This window comes from Zobellella iuensis (assembly GCF_016746085.1).
Taxonomy (GTDB): domain Bacteria; phylum Pseudomonadota; class Gammaproteobacteria; order Enterobacterales; family Aeromonadaceae; genus Oceanimonas; species Oceanimonas iuensis.
Genome location: NZ_JAERTZ010000036.1, coordinates 23,595 through 45,472, shown reverse-complemented (window position 1 = coordinate 45,472; position 21,878 = coordinate 23,595). Strand labels below are relative to the sequence as shown.

General features: G+C 62.4%; 19 protein-coding genes. 5 read left to right on the top strand and 14 right to left on the bottom strand.

What is annotated here, in order from left to right:
- From JKV55_RS19425 to JKV55_RS19415, 3 genes are all read left to right on the top strand, one after another.
- Window positions 1–1,344: a TRAP transporter large permease gene (locus JKV55_RS19425; RefSeq protein ID WP_202088803.1), complete on the top strand. Its 1,344-nt coding sequence runs from the start codon at window positions 1–3 to the stop codon at window positions 1,342–1,344.
- A 111-nt stretch (window positions 1,345–1,455) separates the two neighbouring features.
- Complete coding sequence (locus JKV55_RS19420) at window positions 1,456–1,959, top strand: universal stress protein (protein WP_202088800.1); 504 nt, start codon at window positions 1,456–1,458, stop codon at window positions 1,957–1,959.
- A gap of 255 nt (window positions 1,960–2,214) precedes the next feature.
- A complete protein-coding gene (locus tag JKV55_RS19415) occupies window positions 2,215–3,198 on the top strand; it encodes a ribonuclease Z (protein WP_202088798.1) in 984 nt (327 codons plus the stop codon).
- A 16-nt stretch (window positions 3,199–3,214) separates the two neighbouring features.
- On the opposite strand, the gene JKV55_RS19410 is transcribed toward JKV55_RS19415, so the two are convergent.
- From JKV55_RS19410 to xdhA, 11 genes are all read right to left on the bottom strand, one after another.
- Window positions 3,215–3,508 (bottom strand): DUF6506 family protein, encoded by a 294-nt coding sequence (locus JKV55_RS19410; RefSeq protein ID WP_202088796.1) that lies wholly within the window; start codon window positions 3,506–3,508, stop codon window positions 3,215–3,217.
- A gap of 24 nt (window positions 3,509–3,532) precedes the next feature.
- Window positions 3,533–4,474, bottom strand: a complete 942-nt coding sequence (locus tag JKV55_RS19405) for a bifunctional enoyl-CoA hydratase/phosphate acetyltransferase (RefSeq protein ID WP_202088795.1) — start codon at window positions 4,472–4,474, stop codon at window positions 3,533–3,535.
- Between the two features lie 287 nt (window positions 4,475–4,761).
- Window positions 4,762–6,525 (bottom strand): sulfoacetaldehyde acetyltransferase, encoded by a 1,764-nt coding sequence (xsc, locus tag JKV55_RS19400; RefSeq protein ID WP_202088794.1) that lies wholly within the window; start codon window positions 6,523–6,525, stop codon window positions 4,762–4,764.
- Window positions 6,526–6,893: 368 nt separating this feature from the next.
- Window positions 6,894–8,360: a MocR-like pyridoxine biosynthesis transcription factor PdxR gene (gene pdxR, locus JKV55_RS19395; protein ID WP_202088793.1), complete on the bottom strand. Its 1,467-nt coding sequence runs from the start codon at window positions 8,358–8,360 to the stop codon at window positions 6,894–6,896.
- 156 nt (window positions 8,361–8,516) lie between these two features.
- The gene (locus JKV55_RS19390; protein WP_202088792.1) at window positions 8,517–9,941 is read right to left on the bottom strand and encodes an NAD(P)/FAD-dependent oxidoreductase; all 1,425 of its coding nucleotides are present in this window, start codon (window positions 9,939–9,941) and stop codon (window positions 8,517–8,519) included.
- A 29-nt stretch (window positions 9,942–9,970) separates the two neighbouring features.
- On the bottom strand, window positions 9,971–10,366 hold the full coding sequence (locus JKV55_RS19385) for a nuclear transport factor 2 family protein (RefSeq protein WP_202088791.1): 396 nt from the start codon (window positions 10,364–10,366) through the stop codon (window positions 9,971–9,973).
- A 226-nt stretch (window positions 10,367–10,592) separates the two neighbouring features.
- Window positions 10,593–11,333, bottom strand: a complete 741-nt coding sequence (locus JKV55_RS19380; RefSeq protein WP_202088790.1) for a GntR family transcriptional regulator — start codon at window positions 11,331–11,333, stop codon at window positions 10,593–10,595.
- A 199-nt stretch (window positions 11,334–11,532) separates the two neighbouring features.
- On the bottom strand, window positions 11,533–12,840 hold the full coding sequence (guaD, locus tag JKV55_RS19375) for a guanine deaminase (RefSeq protein ID WP_202088789.1): 1,308 nt from the start codon (window positions 12,838–12,840) through the stop codon (window positions 11,533–11,535).
- Window positions 12,841–12,867: 27 nt separating this feature from the next.
- Window positions 12,868–13,701 carry a xanthine dehydrogenase accessory protein XdhC gene (gene xdhC, locus JKV55_RS19370; RefSeq protein ID WP_202088787.1) on the bottom strand — a complete coding sequence of 278 codons (834 nt, stop codon included), beginning with the start codon at window positions 13,699–13,701 and terminating at the stop codon, window positions 12,868–12,870.
- Window positions 13,702–13,783: 82 nt separating this feature from the next.
- Window positions 13,784–16,186, bottom strand: coding sequence for a xanthine dehydrogenase molybdopterin binding subunit (gene xdhB, locus JKV55_RS19365; protein ID WP_202088786.1), 2,403 nt, complete (start codon window positions 16,184–16,186; stop codon window positions 13,784–13,786).
- Complete coding sequence (gene xdhA, locus JKV55_RS19360) at window positions 16,179–17,624, bottom strand: xanthine dehydrogenase small subunit (protein ID WP_202088784.1); 1,446 nt, start codon at window positions 17,622–17,624, stop codon at window positions 16,179–16,181. Before xdhA ends, xdhB begins: the two co-directional genes overlap by 8 nt.
- Window positions 17,625–17,881: 257 nt before the next feature.
- Here xdhA and JKV55_RS19355 point away from each other — a divergent pair, with 257 nt between their 5' ends.
- A complete protein-coding gene (locus JKV55_RS19355) occupies window positions 17,882–19,279 on the top strand; it encodes an MFS transporter (protein WP_202088783.1) in 1,398 nt (465 codons plus the stop codon).
- Here JKV55_RS19355 and JKV55_RS19350 read toward each other — a convergent pair.
- The gene (locus JKV55_RS19350) at window positions 19,276–19,896 is read right to left on the bottom strand and encodes a TetR/AcrR family transcriptional regulator (protein WP_202088782.1); all 621 of its coding nucleotides are present in this window, start codon (window positions 19,894–19,896) and stop codon (window positions 19,276–19,278) included. The genes JKV55_RS19355 and JKV55_RS19350 overlap by 4 nt on opposite strands.
- A gap of 168 nt (window positions 19,897–20,064) precedes the next feature.
- Window positions 20,065–20,496 carry a GlcG/HbpS family heme-binding protein gene (locus JKV55_RS19345; RefSeq protein WP_202088781.1) on the bottom strand — a complete coding sequence of 144 codons (432 nt, stop codon included), beginning with the start codon at window positions 20,494–20,496 and terminating at the stop codon, window positions 20,065–20,067.
- Window positions 20,497–20,737: 241 nt separating this feature from the next.
- On the opposite strand from JKV55_RS19345, the gene JKV55_RS19340 reads away from it, so the two are divergent.
- A complete protein-coding gene (locus JKV55_RS19340) occupies window positions 20,738–21,310 on the top strand; it encodes a superinfection exclusion B family protein (RefSeq protein ID WP_202088780.1) in 573 nt (190 codons plus the stop codon).
- 42 nt (window positions 21,311–21,352) lie between these two features.
- Here JKV55_RS19340 and JKV55_RS19335 read toward each other — a convergent pair whose 3' ends face one another.
- Window positions 21,353–21,814, bottom strand: coding sequence for a methylglyoxal synthase (locus JKV55_RS19335; RefSeq protein WP_202088779.1), 462 nt, complete (start codon window positions 21,812–21,814; stop codon window positions 21,353–21,355).
- Between the last annotated feature and the right edge of the window lie 64 nt (window positions 21,815–21,878).

Genomic DNA, 21,878 nt, shown 5'->3' with positions numbered 1-21,878 from the left:
ATGGTTGAATCATCCGTCGTCATGATACTGTTCGGGAGCTTCCTGCTGTTGCTGCTTATCGGGGCTCCCATCAGTGTCTCACTGGGGGTCTCGGCGCTGGCTTCCTTCCTTTACCTGGGCGAAAACCCGATCAAGTTCGTGCAGATCGCCTTTACCTCGGTCGGTTCCTTTCCGCTGATGGCCCTGCCCGCCTTTATCCTGGCCGGCGCCCTGATGGAAGCCGCCGGCATTTCCAAGCGGCTGGTCGACCTGGCCGAAAGCTTCGCCGGCCCCTTTACCGGCGGCATGTCCGCCGCCACCGTCATGGCCTGCATGTTCTTCGGCGCCATCTCCGGCTCGGGCCCGGCCACCACCGCCGCCGTGGGCATGCTGATGATCCCGGCCATGGTGCAACGGGGCTACAGCAAAGGCTATGCCTCCGCCATCACCGCTTCCTCCGGCGGCCTGGGGGTGGTGATACCGCCCTCCATCCCCATGGTTATCTTCGGTATTTCCGCCATGGGGCTGATGGCGCCGCCCGAGGCCATTGCCCAGCACGGCCAGTTCCAGTCGGTGTCCATTCCCAAGCTGTTTATCGCCGGCTTCCTGCCCGGCGTGGTACTGTCCTGCGGCCTGCTGATCATGAACTATTTCCTGTGTCGCAAGCACGGTTACAAGGGCACCACCGAGGGCTGGTCAGGCGCCACTACCCTGGCCGCCCTGCGCCGGGGCATCTGGTCGGTGCTGGCGCCCATCGTCATCCTGGGCGGCATCTACAGCGGCCTGTTCACGCCCACCGAATCCGCCATCGTCGCCATCTTCTACACCCTGGTGATCGGCTTTTTCGTGCACAAGGAGCTGAAGTTCAAGGACGTGCTACGCTCGCTGGAAACCACCACCTGGCTGACCGGGCGGGTGCTGCTGATCCTGTTCACCGCCACCGTGTTCGGCCGCCTGCTGGTGGAAAACCAGATCCCGGCCATCGTCGCCGCCTCCATGCTGGAGATGACCACCAACATCTACATCATCTGGGCGCTGATCATCTTCTTCCTGCTGTTCGTCGGCATGTTTATGGAGACCCTGGCCGCCATCATGATACTGACGCCGGTGCTGCTGCCGGTGGCCTACAACCTGGGCATAGATCCCATCCACTTCGGCATAGTGGTGGTGTGCTGCCTGTCCATCGGCTTCCAGACGCCGCCGCTCGGCGAGAACCTGTTCATCGCCTCCGGGGTATCGGGCACCTCCATCGAGGAAATTTCGGTACGGGCCCTGCCCTTCGCCTTCATGTCGGTGATCGCCGTCTTTATCATCGCCTATGTGCCGCAGATCACCCTGTTCCTGCCCGGTTTACTGGGCTATTAGCGCACGCCGCCGCCGGGCTGACCCAGGTCAAGGACAAGCCCCGGCGGCGGCCACATACTGTTATCCAGAGGCCGCCATGCCGAAGCCCGCCCACCGAAAAGGAGTGCCCAGATGCTGCCCCGAGTGAACAAGATCCTCTACTGCACCGATCTGTCCAAGAATGCTTCCTACGCCTTCCAGTACGCCGTTTACCTGGCCAAGCAGACCGGCGCCGACATCCATGTGCTCAACGTGGTGGAGCAGCTGTCCGGCGACGAGAAGCTGACCCTGCAGTCCTACATTCTCAACCAGAGCAGCCGGGAGGAGTTCCTGCACCAGCGGCTCAACCACGCCAGGGCCCAGTTGCAGCAGCGGCAGGACTACTTCTGGGAGGTGATCGCCCCCGCCGAGAAGGCGCTGCGCCCCAAGATCGTCGGCTGCGAAGTGGTGGAGGGCTACCCGGTGCAGACCATACTCCGCCGCTCCCGGGAGCTGGGTTGCGATCTTATCGTGATGGGCGCCCACGAAAAGGGCTGGCTGCACACCCTGCTCGGCAGTGTGGCCAAGAACGTGCTGCGCGAGTCGCGCATCCCCACCCTGATCGTGCCCCGGCCGGAGAAAAAGAGCGCCGGCTGAATGATGCCATTCTGCCGGGAGCCTGTTTAGGATATTCGCAGAGCTTATCTGTCATGACCCAGCGAAGAGGCAACAGGGATTGCCTCTTTCAAGCCCTTACGCCGTCCGAGGGGGGGTGCCAGCAGTCGGCTGCGGTGCGATAGGGAGGAGCCGCCTGAATTTTAAACTATATGATGCTCCAGAAAGTGACTCCGGATTCCCCATCCCGGCGCTTGCGGTTACCATCAAGGGTCTCCTTTTTCATCGGCGCAGCGCATGGAACTGATCTTTCTCGGCACCTCCTCCGGTACCCCCACCAAGAGCCGCAACGTCTCCGGCCTGGCCCTGCGCAGGGCCGGCGCCCGCGCCTGGTGCCTGATCGACTGTGGCGAAGGCACCCAGCACCGGCTGCTGCATACCCGGCTGTCGCCGATGCAGCTCGACACCCTGCTGATCACCCATGTGCACGGCGACCACTGCTACGGCCTGCCCGGGCTGCTGGCCAGCGCCGCCCTGGCCGGGCGCACGGCGCCGCTGCGCATCATCGCCCCCGCGCCCATCGCGGCTTTTATCGAGTGCGTGGCCCGGCTGAGCGATCTCCGGCTCGACTTCCCCATCGACTTCGTGCCGGTCGAATCGCTGCAGGCCCCCCTGGCGGTGCAGGATTTCACGCTGGAAGCGGTGGCCCTGTCCCACCGGGTGCCGAGTTATGCCTATGTGTTCACCGAAGCCCGGGTGGAGGCCAAGCTGGATGTGGCCCGGCTGACCGCCGAGGGCATTCCCGCCGGCCCGCTGTGGGGCCGGCTGCACCGGGGGGAGGAGCTGGAATTCGAGGGCCGGCGCCTCAGGGGAGAGGACTACCGGCTGCCGGAGCGGGCGCCGCGCAAGGTGATCATCGCCGGCGACAACGACAGCCCCGCCCTGCTGGCGGAGGCCGCCCGGGACGCCTGCCTGCTGGTGCACGAGGCCACCTACACCCGGGAAGTGGCCGAGCGCCTGGGGCCGGCGCCCCAGCACAGCGACGCCGAGCGGGTGGCCCGCTTCGCCGAACAGGCCGGCCTGTCCAACCTGATCCTCACCCACTTCAGCCCCCGCTACCAGGACGGTGCCGGCTCGCCCCATATCGACGAGATAGCGGCGGAAGCCCGCGCCCATTACGGGGGCAGGCTGGTGCTGGCACGGGATCTGGACCCCTACCGGCTGAGCCGGCAGGGGAAGCTGGAAACGGCCGGCCCTCGCCGGACCGGCCGTCAGCCATAAAGCGGCCTCGAGGGGTTCAGGGCCAGTCGACCCGCCCCTGGTCTTCGGGCCGGTAGCTTACCCGCCCCAGGGGCACATGATCCTGGATAGCCTCGCGGATCTGCGCTTCCTCCTCGGCGCTGAAGCCGCCGCACAGCTCGATAAGCTCGATGCGCCGGGTCAGCATCTCCTGGGCGGCCATGACCGCCTCCTCCAGGGTACGCACCCCGGCCACGGCGATGTCGAAGCCGTCGCTCTTGATGCGGCCGTGGTGCTTGAACAGCTCCAGATCCGGCCCCTTGACGATAAAACCATAACGACTGAGTGACATGGGCAGCTCCTTTCGGGTCGAGGCTCAGGCCACCGCGGCGCGGCTGGCCTGGTGGGCACAATGGAGGGCGGCCAGGGCGCAGGACGCCAGCCGGGCCTCGGGCGGATCGGCGCGGGAGGTGAGGATGATGGGCACCCTGGCACCCAGCACCAGGCCGGCGGCGGTGGCGCCCATAAAGTACACCATCTGCTTGAACAGGAAGTTGCCCGACTCCAGGTTGGGCACCAGCAGGATATCCGCCTGCCCCGGCACCCGGCCGCGGATGCCCTTGATGGCCGCCGCCTCCGCCGAGACCGCATTGTCGAAGGCCAGGGGGCCTTCCACCAGGGCGCCGGGCAGGGCGCCCATGGCCGCCAGCTTGACCAGTTCGGCGGCGTCCAGGCTGGAAGGCATGCTCTTGCTCACCTCCTCGGTGCCCGACAGCACCGCCACCTTGGGCTCGGGGTTGCCCAGGGCGTGCATCAGGCCGATGGCGTTGCGGGCGATGTGCAGCTTGTCGAGCACCGTCGGCTGGACGTTGATCACCGCGTCGGTGATGCACAGGGCCTTGCAGCTGCCCGGCACCGTCATATGGAACAGGTGGCTCAGCCGGCTGTCGGTGCGCAGCCCGGCGGACTTGTTCAGCACCGCCCGCAGCAGGATATCCGTATGCACATGGCCCTTCATGATGGCGTCGGCCTCGCCCTGGCCGACCAGGGCGACGCCCAGCCGGGCGGCCTCGGTTTCGTCGGCGGCCGGCACCAGACGCAGGCCGTCCAGCGTCCAGCCCATGGCCTGGGCCTGCTGCCGCATGACGGCCACATCCCCCACCAGTATCGGCTCGATCAGCCCCTGCTCCCGGGCCAGCCGGGCGCTGGCCAGGGACACGGCGTTGACCGGGTTGATCACCACAGTGGTGACCCTGGGGTGCTGGCGGGCCTGGGCCAGCAAGCGGGGCGGGCATTCCTTGGGCGCGGTATTGAGCATGATTCCCTTCCTGTTCGACAGAAGACCACCGGAGGCCACTGACACAATGGCATCGGGTTGTGTTCCGGTATCGGCAGACTGGCATAAACAGGCGACACCCATGTCAGAAGAGACGGACAAAGGGAACCGCTCCGCCGACCGTCACATGCCAGGGATGGCATGTGCGAGCCTACATGGACGTACTTGCGGCGTGTCGGAGGAGTGGGCCCTTTGGCCGGCTCATGCCAGTAAAACAGACGGCTTGATGATAAAGCCGAGCTGCCCGCCGTGGCGGGCAGCTTCCTTTATCAGCAATAGTCCTTGTACTTGTCCAGGTGACGCACCGGCTTGGACAGGGCGTCGCGGCGGAAGGGGTCGCCCAGCTCGCGGGTGCACATGATCTCGATGACGGTGGTCTTGCCCTCCTCCATCTGGCGCGCGATGGCGGCCTTCAGGGCCGGGCCCACGTCTTCCAGCTTGTCCACCGTCACCCCTTCGGCCCCCATGGCGCGGGCGATGTCGGCGAAGCTGGGGTTCTCCAGATCGCCGGCCACGAAGCGGCGGTTGTAGAAGTCGACCTGGTTCTTCTTCTCCGCGCCCCACTGGCGGTTGTGGAACACGATGGAGGTCACCGGAATGTGTTCGCGTACGCAGGTCATGATCTCCATCATCGACATGCCCCAGGCGCCGTCACCGGCGTAGGAGATGGCCGGGCGATGGGGCGCGGCGGTCTTGGCGCCGATGATGGTCGGCAGGGCGTAACCGCAGTTGCCGAAGCTCATGGCGGCGAAGAAGGAGCGCGGCTTCTCGAAGCGCAGGTAGCTGTTGGCCACCGAGTTGATGTTGCCGATGTCGGTGGACACCATCACGTCCTCGGGCATGGCCTTTTCCAGCTCGCGCAGCACCTGGCGCGGATGCAGGTAGCTGCCCTGCTCTTCCGCCTGCTCGGCGATCATGTCCAGGGAATAGTCGTCCTTTTCGTGGATCCACTGATCCAGCTCCGCCTCCCAGGCCGCTTTTTCGGCGGCGATCTCACCGGCGCGGGCGCCCTTGTTTTCCAGGCAGGACACGTTGAGGTTCTGCAGCCGTTCCAGGATGGAGACGGCGGCGGCCTTGGCGTCACCACACACGCCGACGGAGATCTTCTTCACCAGGCCCAGCATCTTGGCGTCGCAGTCCACCTGGATGATCTTGGCCTGCTTCGGCCAGTAGTCCAGGCCGTGCTGGGGCAGGGTGCCGAAGGGCCCCAGGCGAGTACCCAGCGCCAGCACCACGTCGGCGCGGGAGAGCAGCTTCATGCCGGCCTTGGAGCCCTGGTAGCCCAGCGGACCGCACCACAGCGGGTGGCTGGCCGGGAAAGAGTCGTTGTGCAGGTAGCTGTTGACCACGGGGGCGCCCAGGAACTCGGCCAGCGCCTTGCACTCCTCCACCGCGTCGGCCATCACCACGCCGCCGCCGGAAATGATCACCGGATTCCTGGCTTCGGCCAGCAGGGCGGCCGCCTGCTGCAGGCTCTGTTCGCCGCCGGCGCCGCGCTCGATGCGGATCGGCTGGGGGATCTCCACGTTGATGTCGCCGTAGAAGAAATCCCGCGGAATGTTGAGCTGGGTGGGGCCGTTTTCCAGCATGGCCCGGTCGAAGCAGCGGGCGGTGAACTCGGCCATCCGCGCCGGGTTGGCCACGTGGCCCTGGTACTTGGTGATGGTTTCGAAGAAGGGCAGTTGCTGCGCCTCCTGGAAGCCGCCCAGGCCCTGGGTCATGGAGCCGGTTTCCGGGGTGATGCACACCACCGGGCTGTGGGCCCAGTAGGCGGCGGCGATGGCGGTCACGAAGTTGGTGATGCCGGGGCCGTTCTGGGCGATACAGACGCCGTGCCGGCCGCTGACCCGGGCGTAGCCGTCGGCCATGTGGCCGGCGCCCTGCTCGTGCACCGTGGGGATCAGGCGGATGCCCGCCGGGGCGAAGATGTCCATGGCGTCCATGAAGGCGGAGCCCATGATGCCGAAGATATCGGTTACACCGTTGGCCGCCAGGGTTTCGACCATGGCTTCACTGGGAGTCATACGTGGCATAGCTGTCTTCCTTTTTGCTGGTTCCTGTCGGTGACGGTGGTGGCCGCCACCCCGGAGGGTTCAATCCAATGTTTCGGTTCAAGCAGGTTTTCATTTGTTTGTTATTGGTTCTGTGGTGAATCGGCCACCGCCGGCCGCCTCGGTCCGGGCTTCCCCTCCCGGATGTCGGCGGGGCGAATGGCGCCTGCTGGCTGCGATGTGATTCACTGGAGCTAGATTAGGAAGTGGGGAGACAAGAGAGTAGGACCAGTTTCGTAACAATGGTTACGCCAGAAATAAAATATTTATTAATCAATCAATTAGAGAGCAAAAAGGGCGCCTGTCGGCGCCCCTTGATAACAAATTAAAAACATTCCGTCGCCGTGGGCTCAGACCATATCCTGGATAAGCTCCACCAGCGCCTTGATGCCGGGGCGGATCTTGCTGGCCGCGATGGAAGAATAGCCCAGGCGGAAGTAGTTGAGCGGCACCGGCTCGGCCAGGAAATGGATATCGCCGGGCTCGATCAGGATGCCCCTGTCCGCCGCTTCCTTGCGCAGCAGGCGGCTGTCCAGCCCCTCGGGGCCGCGCACCCAGTAGCAGGAGCCGCCGAAGCTGGGCTGGCGGCTGGAAGACGGCAGGTATTCATCCAGCGCCGCGCCCATCTCCTGCCAGCGCTCCTCGTAGGCCTTGGCGATGTTCATGATCAGGGCGTCGTGGTAGCCCCGCTCCAGGAACAGCGCCACCGAACGCTGGTTGTTGGCCGCCGGATGGCGCAGGATCAGCCGACGCAGGGCGCGGGCTTCACGGATCAGCGCCGCCGGTCCCACCAGGTACCCCAGGCGCAGGCCCGGCGCCAGGGTCTTGGACAGGCTGCCCACGTAGAGCACCCGGTCGTTCTTGTCCAGGCTTTTGAGGGCCGGTATCGGATTGGTCCTGAAGTTGCTCTCGCTCTCGTAGTCGTCCTCGATGATCAAAAAGTCCTGTTCACTGGCCTTGTCCAGCAGCGCGTAGCGTCGCTCCAGCGGCATGGTCACCGTGGTGGGGCACTGATGGCTGGGGGTGGTATAGACGAGATCACAGCCCTCGAGCCGTTCGTCGACGATCAACCCTTGTTCGTCCACCGGCAGGGCACGCACCTTGGCCGGGTTCATGGTGGCGATATTGCGGATATCCACATAGCCCGGATCCTCGAGGCCGATGGTGCTGTCCTTGTCCAGCAGCAGCCGGGCCAGCATGTACAGCGCCTGCTGAGCCCCCACCGTCACCAGGATCTGGTCCGCCGAGGCCCAGACTCCGCGCCGGGGCAACAGCCGGGTGCGGATCTGCTCGATCAACAAGGGATCGTCGTTGTCGAAACGGTCCGAGGCCCAGTCCCGGATCGCCGGCACGCTCACCGCGTCCCGGCAGCATTCCCGCCAGTTGTTGCTGGGAAACAGGCTGGGGTCGAACTGGCCATAGATAAAGGGATAAGGGTACTTCTGCCAGTCCTTGGGCTTGGTGATATTGTGCTGGCGGCTCGGATGGATCTTCAGTTTGTGCACCCAGTCGGGCGGGTGGCCGCCCTCGAGCGGGTTTTCCTTGGCCGGCATCTCGGGCTGGCGCGACAGTATCTCGGGATTGACGAAATAACCGCTGCGCTCGCGGGCGATGAGATAGCCGTCGTCCAGCAGGTGTTCATAGGCCAGCACCACCGTATTGCGGGCGATGCACAGCTGCTTGGCCAGCTTGCGGCTGGAGGGCAGCGGGCTGTCCTGGGGGATATTGCCGTTGAGGATGGCGGCGGCGATCTGCTCCCGCAACTGCTGCTGCAGGCTGGTGCTTTTTTCCGTGGAGAGATGAAACAGCTGGAACATGGTGACTCAACTTACCTGTCGATGCATGGCCCGCGGGCCGGAACAACCCAGTTTGACCCTTTTGACCGCCACTTGTAAACCTCATAGCAACATATTGAAAACAAAATGGAAACGCCGGGACATCGACTCCCGGCGTGGTTCAGGCGGATTCGGCTCCTACAGGTGTTCGTCGCGCAGGTGGTACCAGTGGTAGAGCATGCGCTGTCCCAAGCGGCGGAAGGGCGCGAACAGGTGCCCCGGCAGCGGCGAGTTGTAGATGGGCAGCTCGAAGCCCTGCTTGATGCCCGCGATGCGCTGGGCCATGCGCCGGCCGGCGTGGGCCGAAAACATGACGCCGTTGCCGCCGTAGCCCAGGGCATAGAAGATCTGTTCCTTTTCATCCGGCTGGGCGATACGCGGCATCATGTCGTGGCTGACGTCGACCCAGCCCCACCAGGAGTAATCGATCTTGATGCCCTTGAGCGCCGGAAACTTGCGGTTCATGCCGTCGATCAGCACCTGCAGGTGTTTGGGGTTGGCCGCGTCGCCGCCGGTGATGGAACTGCGGCTGCCGATCTGCAACCGGTTGTCGGGCAGCTTGCGGTAGTAGTAACGCAGGGTGCGGGTATCGGTGATCACCTCGTTGGTGATGAAGTTGCACTCGGCGATCTCCTGCTCTGTCATCGGCCGGGTCACCAGGGAGTTGGACAGTATCGGCATGATCTTGCTGCGCAACTGGTGGTGCAACCCCTGGGAAGTATAGCCGCCGGTGGCCACCCCCACCGCCCGGGCCCGCACCACCCCGCCCGGGGTCTGCAGGTAGTGGATACCGTTCCTGGTCTCCCAGCCCAGCACCGGGCTGGAAGGATGTATGGTCGCGCCCAACTCCCGCGCCATGCGGTGATAGCCCTGGGCCAGCTTGAGCGGATGCACGCCTATGCCGTCCGGCTCATGCATGGCGCCCACCGCCTCGGCCTCGTTCACGTAATTGCGGCTGAGGGTGGCCTTGTCCAGCAGTTCGGTCTGGTAGTTGAACTGCTCACGCAGCACCCTGGCCTCGGCCTCCAGCTTGCGCATGGCCTTGTCCCGGTGGGCGATATACAGATGGCCGCCATCCTGGGGGTTACAGTCGATATTGCCGTCCCGGATCAGGCCCTTGAAGGTATCGAAGCCTTCACGTACTTCCTCGTGCATGCGCCGGGCGGTGTCCAGGCCCCAGCGCTGGATCCACTGGGAGCGGCTGAGCCGGCCCGAGGCATTCTGGGCCTGGCCGCCGTTACGGCTGGTACAGCCCCAGCTGACCTGGTTGGCCTCCAGCACCGTGGCCTTGATGCCGTGCTCCTTCGCCAGGAAGACGGCGCAGGACAGGCCGGTGAAACCGCTGCCGATGATGGCCACGTCCACATCCATGTCGGCGGTGACCGGGCCGTCGTCTTCCGGCGGGGTGCCGGCGGTGGCCACCCAGTAGGTGGGCGCATACTGCTGGCCCCGCCCCGGGGTGGCGGCCACCAGGGGATCATAGGTGGGATCGTAACGGTCCAGCACGGTTTTGGCCTGGGACGGCTGGCGGAGTTCCGCCTGGGTTTTGTTGGCAATATCCATATTCGTGTTCCCCGAGATCAGGTGGTGGGTTACTGGGGATCCAGCAGGGGGCGGTCCTTGCGGAATGCCTGCTTCAGGGCCAGCCTGCCGCCTTTGAGGGTGAAGAGATCGACGCCGTCGGCTTCGATGCGGCGGCCGTCCGGACAGGTGGCGCAGAAGGTCCACTGGGACACGGCCCTGTCACCGGCGGCGAAATGGCTGGTGCCTTGCCAGCTGACGTCGGGGTAGGTGGTCCAGACCTTGACGAAGGCGGCCGCCACGGCGTCGGCACCGCTGAAACGGGTACCGAAGGCCTCGCTGCCGGCGGCGCCCTCGAACACGCAGTCGTCGGTCATGCACGCCATGACACCTTCGATATCGTGGCGGTTAAAGGCGGCGAACAGGGCGTCGAGCAAGGCGACGGTTTTCTGGTTTTCGGCTGACATGAGATTCTCCCTTGGCCACCGGAGGTGGCGGTGAACGGACACCGGCAGCAGAACTGCCGTTTACATGTTCACAACATTAGGAGGCCGGCGGAGATGCCGGTAGCGCCAGTTGGGAGCATTGACTTGGACCACGCTATAAGTCTTTGTCAATCAATAGGATAGATTTTAACCTGAGGGAGAAGAGAAAGGCGCGGGACAACCATAGTCACCCCGCGCGGCCAGGGCATCAGCGACGGCGGCCGCTCTGTTTTTTCACCACACCGGAAAACACCACGTGCAGATCGGTGGAGGCGGACTCGTTGTCCAGGTTCAGCTTGGCTTCGATATGATCCAGGTGCTCCTTCATCATGGTCACGGCCTTGCCCTTATCACCCGATTCTATGGCCTTGAGCAGTTCTTCGTGCTCGTTGAAGGAACAGTGGGCCTTGTGGCCGACCTCGTACTGGGCGATGATCAGCGAAGTCTGGGACACCACGCTGCGCTGGAAATTGAGCAGCGGCGTGTTGTTGGCCATATGGGCCAATTCCAGGTGGAACTCACCGGACAGGCGGATGCCGGTGCCGCGATCGCCGCGGGCGAAGGCGTCCTGCTCTTCCTGCACCATGGCGCGCATGCGGGCCAGGCTCTCGGGCGTGGCGTGTTCCACCGCCAGCTCAGTCACCGCCAGCTCCACCACCCGACGGGCGGCGAAGATCTGCCGGGCCTCTTCCACGCTGGGGGCCGCCACCACGGCACCGCGGTTGGGCCTGATGCTGACCACCTGCTCGTGGGACAGCCGCAGCAGGGCGCGGCGGATAATGGTCCGGCTGACGCCGAAGATTTCGCCCAGGGCTTCCTCGCTGAGCTTGGTGCCGGGCGCCAGCCGCTGTTCGAGGATGGCGTCGAAGATATGTTCGTAAACGATATCGTCCTGGGTGTTTGAGCTCGACTTGACAGGTCTTGGCTCCAGTTGACTGAGTGAACTCATGTTTAGGTTTCCAGTTACGGCCTGCATGTACGGCGGTGCACCGCAATCCTTGCCGGTTAATAAATTGTTATTGATCTCGTATACAATCTTACTGGGTTTTTGCCGTTACGACAGCCGGAATATCAAAGTCTGTGACTGAACACAAAAAACGCCCTTGACGGGCGTTTATCGGATATTCCGCTATGCAGGTCGTCGCCGGCTAGTGATCTCGCCGATAGCGACACTCGCCGTAAATATACGTTTGTGCGATGGCCCTGTCATCTCCGAGCATCATCAATACGAATAATTGCTCGAACAGATTGTGTGCATTGTTCATCCGCGCCTGCATCAGCGGGGTGGCGTGCAGATCCAGCACCAGGAAGTCCGCCTCCTTACCCACCGCCAGGTTGCCTACCTTGTCTTCCAGCCGCAGCGACCGGGCGCCGCCCAGGGTGGCGAGGTAGAGCGCTTTCAACGGATGCAGCTTGTGCTGCTGCAACTGCTGGATCTTGTAGGCTTCGGCAATGGTCTGCAGCATGGAAAAACTGGTACCGCCACCGACATCGGTACCCAGGCCGACCCGGACCTGGTGTTCTTCCATCCGCGGCAGGTCGAACAACCCCGATCCCAAGAACAGGTTTGAAGTGGGGCAAAAGGAAATGACCGAATCGGACTCGCCCATGCGTTCGCATTCTTCCTGCTCCAGGTGCACCGCATGGGCAAACACCGAACGCTCCCCCAGCAGGCCGAAATGATCGTACACGTCCAGATAGCCTTTCCGCTCCGGGAACAGGGACTTGACCCACTCGATCTCCTGCTTGTTTTCGGACAGGTGAGTCTGCATATAGACGTCGTCGTATTCCGCCAGCAGGCGGCCGGCCGCGCTCAGCTGCTCGGCGGTGCTGGTGGGCGCGAAGCGGGGCGTCACCGCGTAGAGCTGACGGCCCTTGTTATGCCAGCGCTCGATCAGCGCCTTGCTGTCCGCATAACCGGATTCCGGCGTATCGAGCAGGTAGTCGGGAGCGTGCCGGTCCATCATCACCTTGCCGGCGATCATGCGCATATTGCGCTTGTCGGATTCGGTAAAGAAGGCGTCGACCGAGGCCTTGTGCACCGTGCCGAACACCATGGCGGTGGTGGTGCCGTTGCGCAGCAGCTCGTCCAGGAACAGGGTCGCCACCCGGGCCGCGTGGGCGGTGTCGACGAACTTGCGTTCTTCCGGGAAGGTATAGTTGTTGAGCCAGTCGAGCAGCTGTTCGCCATAGGAGGCGATCATCTCGGTCTGGGGGAAATGAATATGGGTATCGATAAAGCCCGAAGTGATCAGCTTGTTCTCGAAACGGATCACCTCAAGACCCGCTGGCTGGCGCGCCAGCACCGCCTCGGCCGGACCTATGTCCCGTACGTGGCCGTCGGCCACCACCAGCACGCCGTCTTCATAATAGGCATAACTGGCATCGAGGCCGACCTTGGCCGGATCGGCCAGGCTGTGCAAAATAGCGGCACGATACGCGATAGCATGCGTCATGGTCGTGCTTCTCCTTCAAATGAATGCTTAAATTCGTTGTTCGACGACGACATCCGCCGATGATTCACGACCGGCCTCCGCGGCCACCGCCGGCGCCTGATAGGCAGCAATCAGCTGACCCGCCACCGACACCGCGATTTCCGCCGGATGCTTGCCGGCCACGTCGGCCAGGCCGATGGGGCAGATCATCCGGGCCAGGGCCGCCTCATCGAAGCCCCGTTCCCGCAGCCGGTAATCGAAGCGCTTGCGCTTGGTGCGCGAGCCGATCACCCCGAAGTAGCGGGCGTCGTTGCGTTTGAGAATACGGGCGCACAACTCCAGATCGAGCTGGTGGTTGTGGGTCATCACCAGATAGAAGCTGCCGGCAGGCTGGTCGTCGACCTCGTCCACCGGATCCTCGCTCACCACCCGGGTGACGCCGGCGGGCAGCTCGGCGGGAAACTCGCTTTCCCGCTCGTCAATCCAGGTGATGCGAAACGGCAGGGTCACCAGTATCGAGACCAGCGCCTTGGCCACATGGCCGGCACCGAACAGCACCAGGTGATGGCGCGGCTGCACCACCGGCTCCAGCATGATGGTGGCCATGCCGCCGCAGCACTGGCCCAGGCTGGCGCCCAGGTTGAAACGTTCCACCTTCATCTGCTGCTCGCCCCGGGCCAGCATGTCCCGGGCCAGCTCCAGCGCCTTGTATTCGAGGTGGCCGCCACCTATGGTGGCATAGCAGCCCTGTTCGGTCACCAGCATCTTGGTGCCGCTGTCCCGCGGGGTCGAGCCCTTGTGCTCCACCACCGTCACCAGCACGCAGGGTTCCCCCTTCTGTTCCAGCTCGGCCAGCACCTGAATCCAGTTATCCTTGAACATAGCTTACTCCTCGAAGACGATGGTTCCGTCTCAAACACCGGGGCTCCTGACGTGTCGGCCATACCGATGGCCGCCCCTACCCTTACTTGATCAACACATCCTCGGCCTGGGTGGCAATCTCGTCCTGCTCCACCAGCGCCTGCATCTGCTCCACGCCCCACAGCACCCGCTCCGGGGTGGCCGGCGCGTCGATGTGCGGGTAGCGGCGGTAGCCGGATACGCTGGCCACGGCGTCTTTCAGCGCACACCACACCGACATGCCGAGCATAAAGGGCGGCTCGCCCACGGCCTTGGAGTGGAACACGGTGTCTTCCGGGTTCTTGCGGTTTTCCACCAGCTTGACCCGGAAGTCGATGGGCATGTCCGCCACCGCCGGGATCTTGTAGCCCGCCGGACCGTTGGTCATCAGCCGGCCCTGGTCGTTCCACACCAGCTCCTCGGTGGTCAGCCAGCCCACGCCCTGGATAAAGGCGCCTTCCACCTGGCCGATGTCGATGGCCGGGTTGAGGGAGTCACCCACGTCGTGCAGTATGTCGGCACGCAGTATCTTGTACTCGCCGGTCAGGGTGTCTACCACCACTTCGGCACAGGCGGCGCCGTAGGCGAAGTAGTAGAAGGGACGGCCGGAGCCGGTGGCGTGATCGTAGTAAATCTTCGGCGTCTTGTAGAAACCGGTGCTGGAAAGCGACACCTGGTTGAAATAGGCCAGCTGCACGAACTCCTGGAACGACAGGATATTGTGGCGGATCTGCACGAAATTGTTCTTGAACACCACCTCTTCCCGGCTGACCTTGAAGTGGCCCGCCGCCCAGTCGACCAGCCGCTGCTTGATGATCTGGGCCGCATTCTGGGCCGCCTTGCCGTTCAGGTCGGTACCGCTGGACGCCGCCGTGGGCGAGGTGTTGGGCACCTTGTCGGTGTTGGTGGCGGTGATCTGGATACGATCTATGTCCACCTGGAACTCTTCCGCGACTATCTGGGCCACCTTGATGTTAAGGCCCTGCCCCATCTCGGTGCCACCGTGGTTGAGGTGGATGCTGCCGTCGGTGTAGATATGCACCAAGGCACCGGCCTGGTTGAGGAAGGTGGCGGTAAAGGAAATACCGAACTTCACCGGGGTGATGGCGATGCCCTTCTTGAGGATGGGGCTCCTGGCGTTGAACGCCTTGATCTCCTCGCGCCGGCTGGCGTATTCGGACGACTGCTCCAGCTCCGCCACCATCTCGTTGATGATGTTGTGCTCCACCGGCTGGTGGTAGTGGGTGACGTTGCGATCATCCTTGCCGTAGAAGTTGACCTTTCGGATCTCCAGCGGATCCTTGCCAAGCTTGGAGGCAATCTCGTCCATCACGTGCTCTATGGTCATCATGCCCTGGGGGCCACCGAAACCGCGGTAGGCGGTATTGGAAGCGGTGTTGGTCTTGCAGCGATGACCGATAACGGTGGCGTCACCCAGGTAGTAGGCGTTGTCCGAGTGGAACATGGCCCTGTCCACGATGGAGGAGGACAGATCCGGTGAATAACCGCAGTTGCCGGCCACCACGATCTCCGCCGCCTGGATTCGGCCACTGTCGTCGAAACCGATTTTGTACTGGTTGAAGAAGGGATGCCGCTTGCCGGTCATCATCATGTCTTCCACCCGCGGCAGCCGCATCTTGGCCGGGCGCCCGGTCAACCGGGCCACCACCGCCGCCATGCAGGCGGGGCCCGCGGCCTGGGTTTCCTTGCCGCCGAAGCCGCCGCCCATGCGACGCATGTCGATCACGACCTTGTGCATGGCGACGCCGAGCACGCTGGCCACCAGCTTCTGCACCTCGGTCGGGTTCTGGCTGGAGGTGAACACCAGCATGCCGCCGTCTTCGGTGGGCACCACCGAGCTGATTTGGGTTTCCAGGTAGAAGTGTTCCTGGCCACCGATATGCAGGCTGCCCTCGATCACATGTTTGGCCTGCTTGAGTCCGGCGGCGGAGTCGCCGCGCTGCTGCTTGTGGCTCTCGGTCACGAACAGCTCTTTTGCCAGCGCCTCTTCCACCGACAGTACCGCCGGCAGCTCTTCATATTCCACTATGGCGGCCATGGCCGCCTTGCGGGCGGTGTCGAGATCGTTGGCGGCCACCGCCAGCACCGGCTGGCCGTAGTATTCCACCTTGCCGTCGGCCAGCAGGGGATCGCCGGCCAGCACCGGGCCTATGTCCAGCTCGCCGGGCACGTCCTGGGCGGTGATGGCGATAGCCACGCCGGGAAACTGGTAGCAGGGGCTCACATCCAGTTTGGTGATGCGGGCATGGGCCTTGTCGGACAGCCGGGCATACACGTGCAACTGATTGGGGAACTCCAGCCGATCGTCGATGTACTGGGCCTCGCCGGCCACCTGCATGGCGGCGCTGTCGTGGGGCACGCTCTTGCCCACGCCGGTTTGCAGCTCCTGTTTGATCCTTTCCATCATTTCGTCGATGGTGAGCGTGTTCAGCGGTTTGTTAGACATAAGACGTCACCCTGGTTTCCAGTTTCAGATCCTGTTGCTCGATAAAGAACTTGTAGAGCAGGTTGGCCGCGGTCTTGCTGCGGTATTCCTTGCTGGCGCGGAAATCGGACAGCGGCTGGAAGTCGCCTTCCAGGGCCTTCATCGCCGCCTTGACGGTGGCGTGGTTCCAGTCCTGGCCCACCAGCGCCTGCTCGCAGGCCGCAGCCCGTTTGGGGGTGGCCGCCATGCCGCCGAAGCCGATGCGGGCTTCCATCACCTTGCCGTTCGCTATGGTCAGGTTGAAGGCGCCGCACACCGCGGAAATATCGTCGTCTATCCGTTTGGACAGCTTGTACACCCTGAAGTGCTGGTTGGCCGCGGGTTTGGGCACTATCACCTTCTCGATGAACTCTCCTTCCTCCTGGGCGGTTACCTTGTAGCTCAGGAAATAGTCCGCGATGGGCAGTTCGCGTACCCGTTCGCCCTTGCGCAGCACCAGGCGGGCATCGAGCGCGATCAGCACCGGCGGCGCGTCGCCGATGGGCGAGGCATTACCGATATTGCCGCCCAGGGTGCCCTGGTTGCGGATCTGCAGGGAAGCGAAGCGATGCAGCAGTTCGCCGAAGTCGGGATAACTGCGGCTCAGGGCCTCATAGCTGTCACTCAAGGAGCGGGCGGCGCCGATCACCAGTTGCTCGTCGGTTTCGTCCAGCTGCTTCATGTCGGCCACGTTGCCCACGTAAATCATCTTGGGCAATTCGCGATTGAACTGAGTCACTTCCAGCGCCAGATCGGTGCCACCGGCCAGCAGCCGGGCATCCGGATGCTGTTCCAGCAAGGTCGCCAGCTCGGCGCTGGAGGTGGGCGAGAAGCACACCTTGTCGTCCCCTTCCAGGGTGACCAGGGTATCGGTCTCGATCTGCGCCAGCCTGGCCAGCACCTCGGCCTCGTAGCGGGAAAAGTCGTCGGCCAGCTGCGGCTGCTCGGCGATGGCCTTGGCGGCATCGACGATGGGGCGGTAACCGGTGCAGCGGCACAGGTTGCCGGCCAGGGCCTCGAGGATGTCGTGCTTGTCGGCCGAAGGCTTGTTCTTGCTCAGGGCAAACATCGACATGATGAAGCCCGGGGTGCAGAAGCCGCACTGGGAACCATGAAAGTCCACCATGCTCTGCTGCACCGGGTGCAGACGGCCGTCCTTCGACTTGAGGTCCTCCACCGTAATCAGCTGCTTGCCGTGCAGTGCCGACACAAAGGTCAGGCAGGAGTTGACCGAACGATAACGGATATGATCGCCCTCGGGCTCCCCCAGTACCACGGTACAGGCACCGCAGTCTCCGGACGCACATCCTTCCTTGGTGCCGGTCTTAGCTGCGCGGGTACGCAGATAATTCAACACCGTCATATTTGGCGAAAGGTCCTTCTCCTCCCGCAACTCCTGGTTAAGTAGGAACTTAATCAAGGCTTGCCTCCTTCAGCGAATACACTGCACACATTGCCGACCAACAGAATGGTAGTATCTTTAAGTGTAATTAAAATAAAAAACTGACCCATGAGTCAACAAATATTTCACAGCCAGGTAACCATCTTGTTGCCACTTTTGTTGCCACTGGGTGTTAAGTGGTTGCCGGGACAAGCAATTAATTAAATAGTTGTATACGTTAGCGACAGCAATTTTTTTGGCCTTTTGTGTTAAGTGTAGCGGGAGCGGAACAGAACATGATTCAAGCAACGGCGCCAACCGAACGACGTCAGGTACAGCGGGTGTTTATGGGGGTGGCCCTGGCCATCATGCTGGGAGCACTGGAAATCACCCTGCTGATGCCTGCGCTCTCCACCCTGGGGCGGGCTTTCGCGGCACCGGAGCTGGCCCCGCTGCTGGTGAGCAGCTACCTCTTTGCCATGACCCTCAGCATGCCCATCTACGGCCGGCTGAGCGACCGCTTCGGCCGCCGTCCCTGCCAGGCCATCGCCATTTTGCTCTTTACCCTGGGCTCGCTCGCCAGCAGCCTGGTCGATACCCTGCCCGCCCTGCTGGCCACCCGGCTGCTGACCGGAGCCGGCGGCGGCGGCCTGATCGCCCTCTCCTTCGCGGTGATCGCCGATGTGATACCGCCCCGCCAGGTAGGCCGTTACCAGGGCTATATTTCCGCCATCTTCGCCATCTCCAGCGTGGCCGGCCCCTTGCTGGGCGCCTTTATCATCGGCCTGTTCGACTGGCGCTGGTTGTTCGTGTTCAAGGTGCCCCTGGGCCTGCTGGCGTTCTGGCTCAACCACTGGGCACTGAAAGACCTGGGTCATAAGGGGGCCCGAAGCCGGCAAGATGCCGTCGGTATCCTGTTGCTGCTGCTCACCGGTCTCGGTTGGGGACTGTCGACCAATATCGGCCTGATTGCCCCGGGGCTGGCCATTGACCAATCACTGTTGCTGGGGCTGGCAACGCTGCTGAGCCTGGGTTTGCTGTGGCAACAGTGGCGCCATCCCGACCCGGTGCTGCCACTGCGCTTTCTGCAGGAAAAGTTATTTCGTACCGCCGTCTTGCTGCTGGCCCTGTCGGAGGCCATACGCCTGGCGCTGCTGGTCTATGTGCCCCTCGGGCTGGAACGACAGCTGGGACTGACCCCCTCCCAAACCAGCCTGGTGCTGCTGTGGTTTATCCTGAGCGTGACCCTCGGCACCTTTGTCAGCGGCAAGCGCATCGCCCGCCAAGGATTTTGCCAACCGTTTCCCTGGCTGGGCGGGTTGGCTCTGGGCATGGGATGCGTCGGCCTGTGGTGGGTGTTCCACCAGGATAAACCGGGACTCTGGCTTTATCCGGCCCTGATCGCGGCCGGGGTCGGTATCGGATTTTTGATCGTCGCCTGCTCCATCGCGGTACAGAATGCCCTACCGCCCAGGCAGTTGGGCTCGGGGCTGGCACTGATGAACTTTATCCGCTCCCTGGGAGGAACTCTGGGGGTGGTCCTGCTCGGCTGGCAATACCAGAGCAGCGCCGACTGGATCATGCCGGTATTTGTATCCATGTCGGGCTATGCCCTGTGTTGCCTGATACTGGGGGTGCTGATGCCGGATGCTAGCCTCGGGGAGACGGCCAAAAACGACCCGGCGCCACGCTAACCCCCATTCAGTGACTTCACCCGGCAACCATCGATCACCAGCCGGGTGATCACCTCGGCGGCCTGCTCGAAGTCGTCGTCATCCAGTTCTTCTTTGCCCAGCGCCATGGTGATCTGCCAGTTGAAGTCGGCGTAGGTCTGGGTTGAAGCCCATATGGCAAACAGCAGATGACGGGTATCGACGGAAACCATCAGGCCCTGTTCCATCCAGTCCGCCAGCTTGGCGCTCAGGGTGCGGGTCTGCTCGCTCAGGCGGGCGATGATATCTTCCGGCAGGTGGGGTGCGCCGTGCATGATTTCATTGGCAAACACCTTGGATGCATAAGGATAATCTCTGGAGATCAGCAACTTGGCCTTGATATAGGCGGTGAGTGCCGTTACCGGATCCCGATATTCGATAAAAGGGGCAGAGGCCGCCAGCAAGGGTTCGGTCACGCTTTCCAGTACCGCCCGGTACAGTTTTTCCTTGCTGCCGAAGTAGTAATAAATATTGGGCTTGGGTAACTCGGCCAACTCGGCAATATCGGCGGTTTTAGTGGCGGCATAGCCGTTTTCTGCAAAAATCCGGCTGGCGGCACGGATGATTATTTCTTCGTTCTTTACTCTTATCCGGGACATACTGATGTTCAGGCTCCAGGCCACAAAATGAGAATTTATTTTTGCTAACCATACCGGAATCCAGTAAAAAAGAGTAAAAAAAAGCGCCCACATCGGTGGGCGCAGAAAAATGAGTAACCAAGGTTACCCCTCGACCAAAACAACAAGTTTACTGCCCTGTCCGCCAGGCTAGCTGCAATCTGCAACCAGCTCGGCCAATTTGATACCTGCGACCGCACAGGCTTCATCCACATCCGACTGATCACCGGTAATGCCCACGGCACCCAGCAGCCGTTGCTGGTCATCACGGATCAGCACCCCTCCCGGTACCGGCACTATATTGCCCTGAGCCAGTACGTTGACCGCCGACATAAAAGCCGGCCGGGCTGCGGCCATGTCCGCCAGGCCGCGCGAACTGCGTCCCAGGGCGATGGCCCCCCAGGCCTTGCCGATGGCGATATCCGGCCGCAGCAGGCTGGAACCATCCTGACGCTGCAGCGATACCAGCCGACCGGCATTATCCAGCACCGCAACGGTAAGCGGTGCCGCGGCCACCTCCAGCGCATGTTGCAAGGCGCCGCGCGTGATCGTCAGTGCCTGTTCAAGTGTAACTGTACTCATTACCTGGACTCCCTGTCTGCCGTAACAATGGCGATAAATTGAGTACCAATAAAACACAAAAAAGGCACAATGTTAAGATTATTTGTATACATTTTATCTGAAGGTAATTTTTTGCTTACGTCCCGGATACAATAATCACATCTGGAACAAGGGGCCTTACCATCGGGAAAGCCAGCCATGGCATGGTCTTTGCTGTATTCTATGGCAGTTCGAACGGGCATCTGGGATGGGGAAGAGAGGTATGCTGGACTTACGACAGGTTTCGCCGGTTAACTGGTTTATTTGCTGGTTGCTGCTGAGCTGCACCCTGGTTACCTTGCTGCCGGACAGCCTTTTTACCGGCGCCTTCGGTCTCTGGCTGGCCGATTTTCAGATGCTGTTCATACTGGGCATGGTCGCGTCCGCTTCCTATTTTCTATCTCATGCCGCCATCATGCTGTTTCAGCATGTATTTTACCGCAAGCAACGGCTGGTGCGGCAGAAGCTGCTGAAGGAACTACTGGACTATCTGGATGCCGGTGAAAAGGCGGTACTGCGGGAGTTCGTGATCCAACGCAAGAGCGTCATAAAATTGCCGGTAACCGAGCCTGCCGTCAAAAATCTGTTGGAGCAAGGTATTCTGACCTACGCCTATGGCGAGCCCAACGAGCCCGGGCTCAACGCCATCAAACCCTTGATGATCACCATCGAAGCCCGTCCGTTGCTGACCTTCAAGGTGCTGGGACTGAATCCGGCCAATATGACCGAAGAGCAGAAAAACATGATTCTCAATACCAGGCCCAAATACGCCTATAAACAGCTGGGCCGGAACTGAGCGGCCCCGGTCGCACCGGGACCTTGTCGCCAGCCGGTTTTGTTAGCCGGCGGTTCTCTCCTTCAGGTAGCCTTCATAATCCGGGATGCGGATACTGAAATCCCGGCTCATCTGGGCGCTGTCCATCAACATGTCGGCGGTGGCGATATTGGTTGCCACCGGAATATTCCACACCGTGGCCAGGCGCAGCAGGGCCTTGACGTCCGGGTCGTGCGGTACCGCATTGAGTGGGTCCCAGAAAAAGATCAGCACATCGATTTTGCCTTCCGCAATCATGGCACCCAGCTGCTGATCCCCCCCCATGGGGCCGGACATCAGGCAGCGTACCGGTAGCCCGACCTTGCGGCTGAGCATGGTACCTGTGGTGCCAGTGGCATAGAGGTGGTGCAGTTTCAGCTCTTCGGCCCGGCTGGCCACCCATTCCAGCAGTTGCTCTTTCATATGGTCGTGGGCGACCAAGGCGACATTCTTGTGGGGAGGCAGGGTTCTGTGAGTATTTTTCATCGCTATCTACATCCTTGCTAAAGTCTGGCTCCATAGTATCCAAAGCCGGCACCGATGAGCAGCC

What these genes read in the sequence shown, in the direction of transcription:
- JKV55_RS19425 (WP_202088803.1), top strand. Translation starts at nt 1, where the DNA reads ATGGTTGAATCATCCGTCGTCATGATACTGTTCGGGAGCTTCCTGCTG.
- JKV55_RS19420 (WP_202088800.1), top strand. Translation starts at nt 1,456, where the DNA reads ATGCTGCCCCGAGTGAACAAGATCCTCTACTGCACCGATCTGTCCAAG.
- JKV55_RS19415 (WP_202088798.1), top strand. Translation starts at nt 2,215, where the DNA reads ATGGAACTGATCTTTCTCGGCACCTCCTCCGGTACCCCCACCAAGAGC.
- JKV55_RS19410 (WP_202088796.1), bottom strand. Translation starts at nt 3,508, where the DNA reads ATGTCACTCAGTCGTTATGGTTTTATCGTCAAGGGGCCGGATCTGGAG.
- JKV55_RS19405 (WP_202088795.1), bottom strand. Translation starts at nt 4,474, where the DNA reads ATGCTCAATACCGCGCCCAAGGAATGCCCGCCCCGCTTGCTGGCCCAG.
- xsc (WP_202088794.1), bottom strand. Translation starts at nt 6,525, where the DNA reads ATGCCACGTATGACTCCCAGTGAAGCCATGGTCGAAACCCTGGCGGCC.
- pdxR (WP_202088793.1), bottom strand. Translation starts at nt 8,360, where the DNA reads ATGTTCCAGCTGTTTCATCTCTCCACGGAAAAAAGCACCAGCCTGCAG.
- JKV55_RS19390 (WP_202088792.1), bottom strand. Translation starts at nt 9,941, where the DNA reads ATGGATATTGCCAACAAAACCCAGGCGGAACTCCGCCAGCCGTCCCAG.
- JKV55_RS19385 (WP_202088791.1), bottom strand. Translation starts at nt 10,366, where the DNA reads ATGTCAGCCGAAAACCAGAAAACCGTCGCCTTGCTCGACGCCCTGTTC.
- JKV55_RS19380 (WP_202088790.1), bottom strand. Translation starts at nt 11,333, where the DNA reads ATGAGTTCACTCAGTCAACTGGAGCCAAGACCTGTCAAGTCGAGCTCA.
- guaD (WP_202088789.1), bottom strand. Translation starts at nt 12,840, where the DNA reads ATGACGCATGCTATCGCGTATCGTGCCGCTATTTTGCACAGCCTGGCC.
- xdhC (WP_202088787.1), bottom strand. Translation starts at nt 13,701, where the DNA reads ATGTTCAAGGATAACTGGATTCAGGTGCTGGCCGAGCTGGAACAGAAG.
- xdhB (WP_202088786.1), bottom strand. Translation starts at nt 16,186, where the DNA reads ATGTCTAACAAACCGCTGAACACGCTCACCATCGACGAAATGATGGAA.
- JKV55_RS19355 (WP_202088783.1), top strand. Translation starts at nt 17,882, where the DNA reads ATGATTCAAGCAACGGCGCCAACCGAACGACGTCAGGTACAGCGGGTG.
- JKV55_RS19350 (WP_202088782.1), bottom strand. Translation starts at nt 19,896, where the DNA reads ATGTCCCGGATAAGAGTAAAGAACGAAGAAATAATCATCCGTGCCGCC.
- JKV55_RS19345 (WP_202088781.1), bottom strand. Translation starts at nt 20,496, where the DNA reads ATGAGTACAGTTACACTTGAACAGGCACTGACGATCACGCGCGGCGCC.
- JKV55_RS19340 (WP_202088780.1), top strand. Translation starts at nt 20,738, where the DNA reads ATGCTGGACTTACGACAGGTTTCGCCGGTTAACTGGTTTATTTGCTGG.
- JKV55_RS19335 (WP_202088779.1), bottom strand. Translation starts at nt 21,814, where the DNA reads ATGAAAAATACTCACAGAACCCTGCCTCCCCACAAGAATGTCGCCTTG.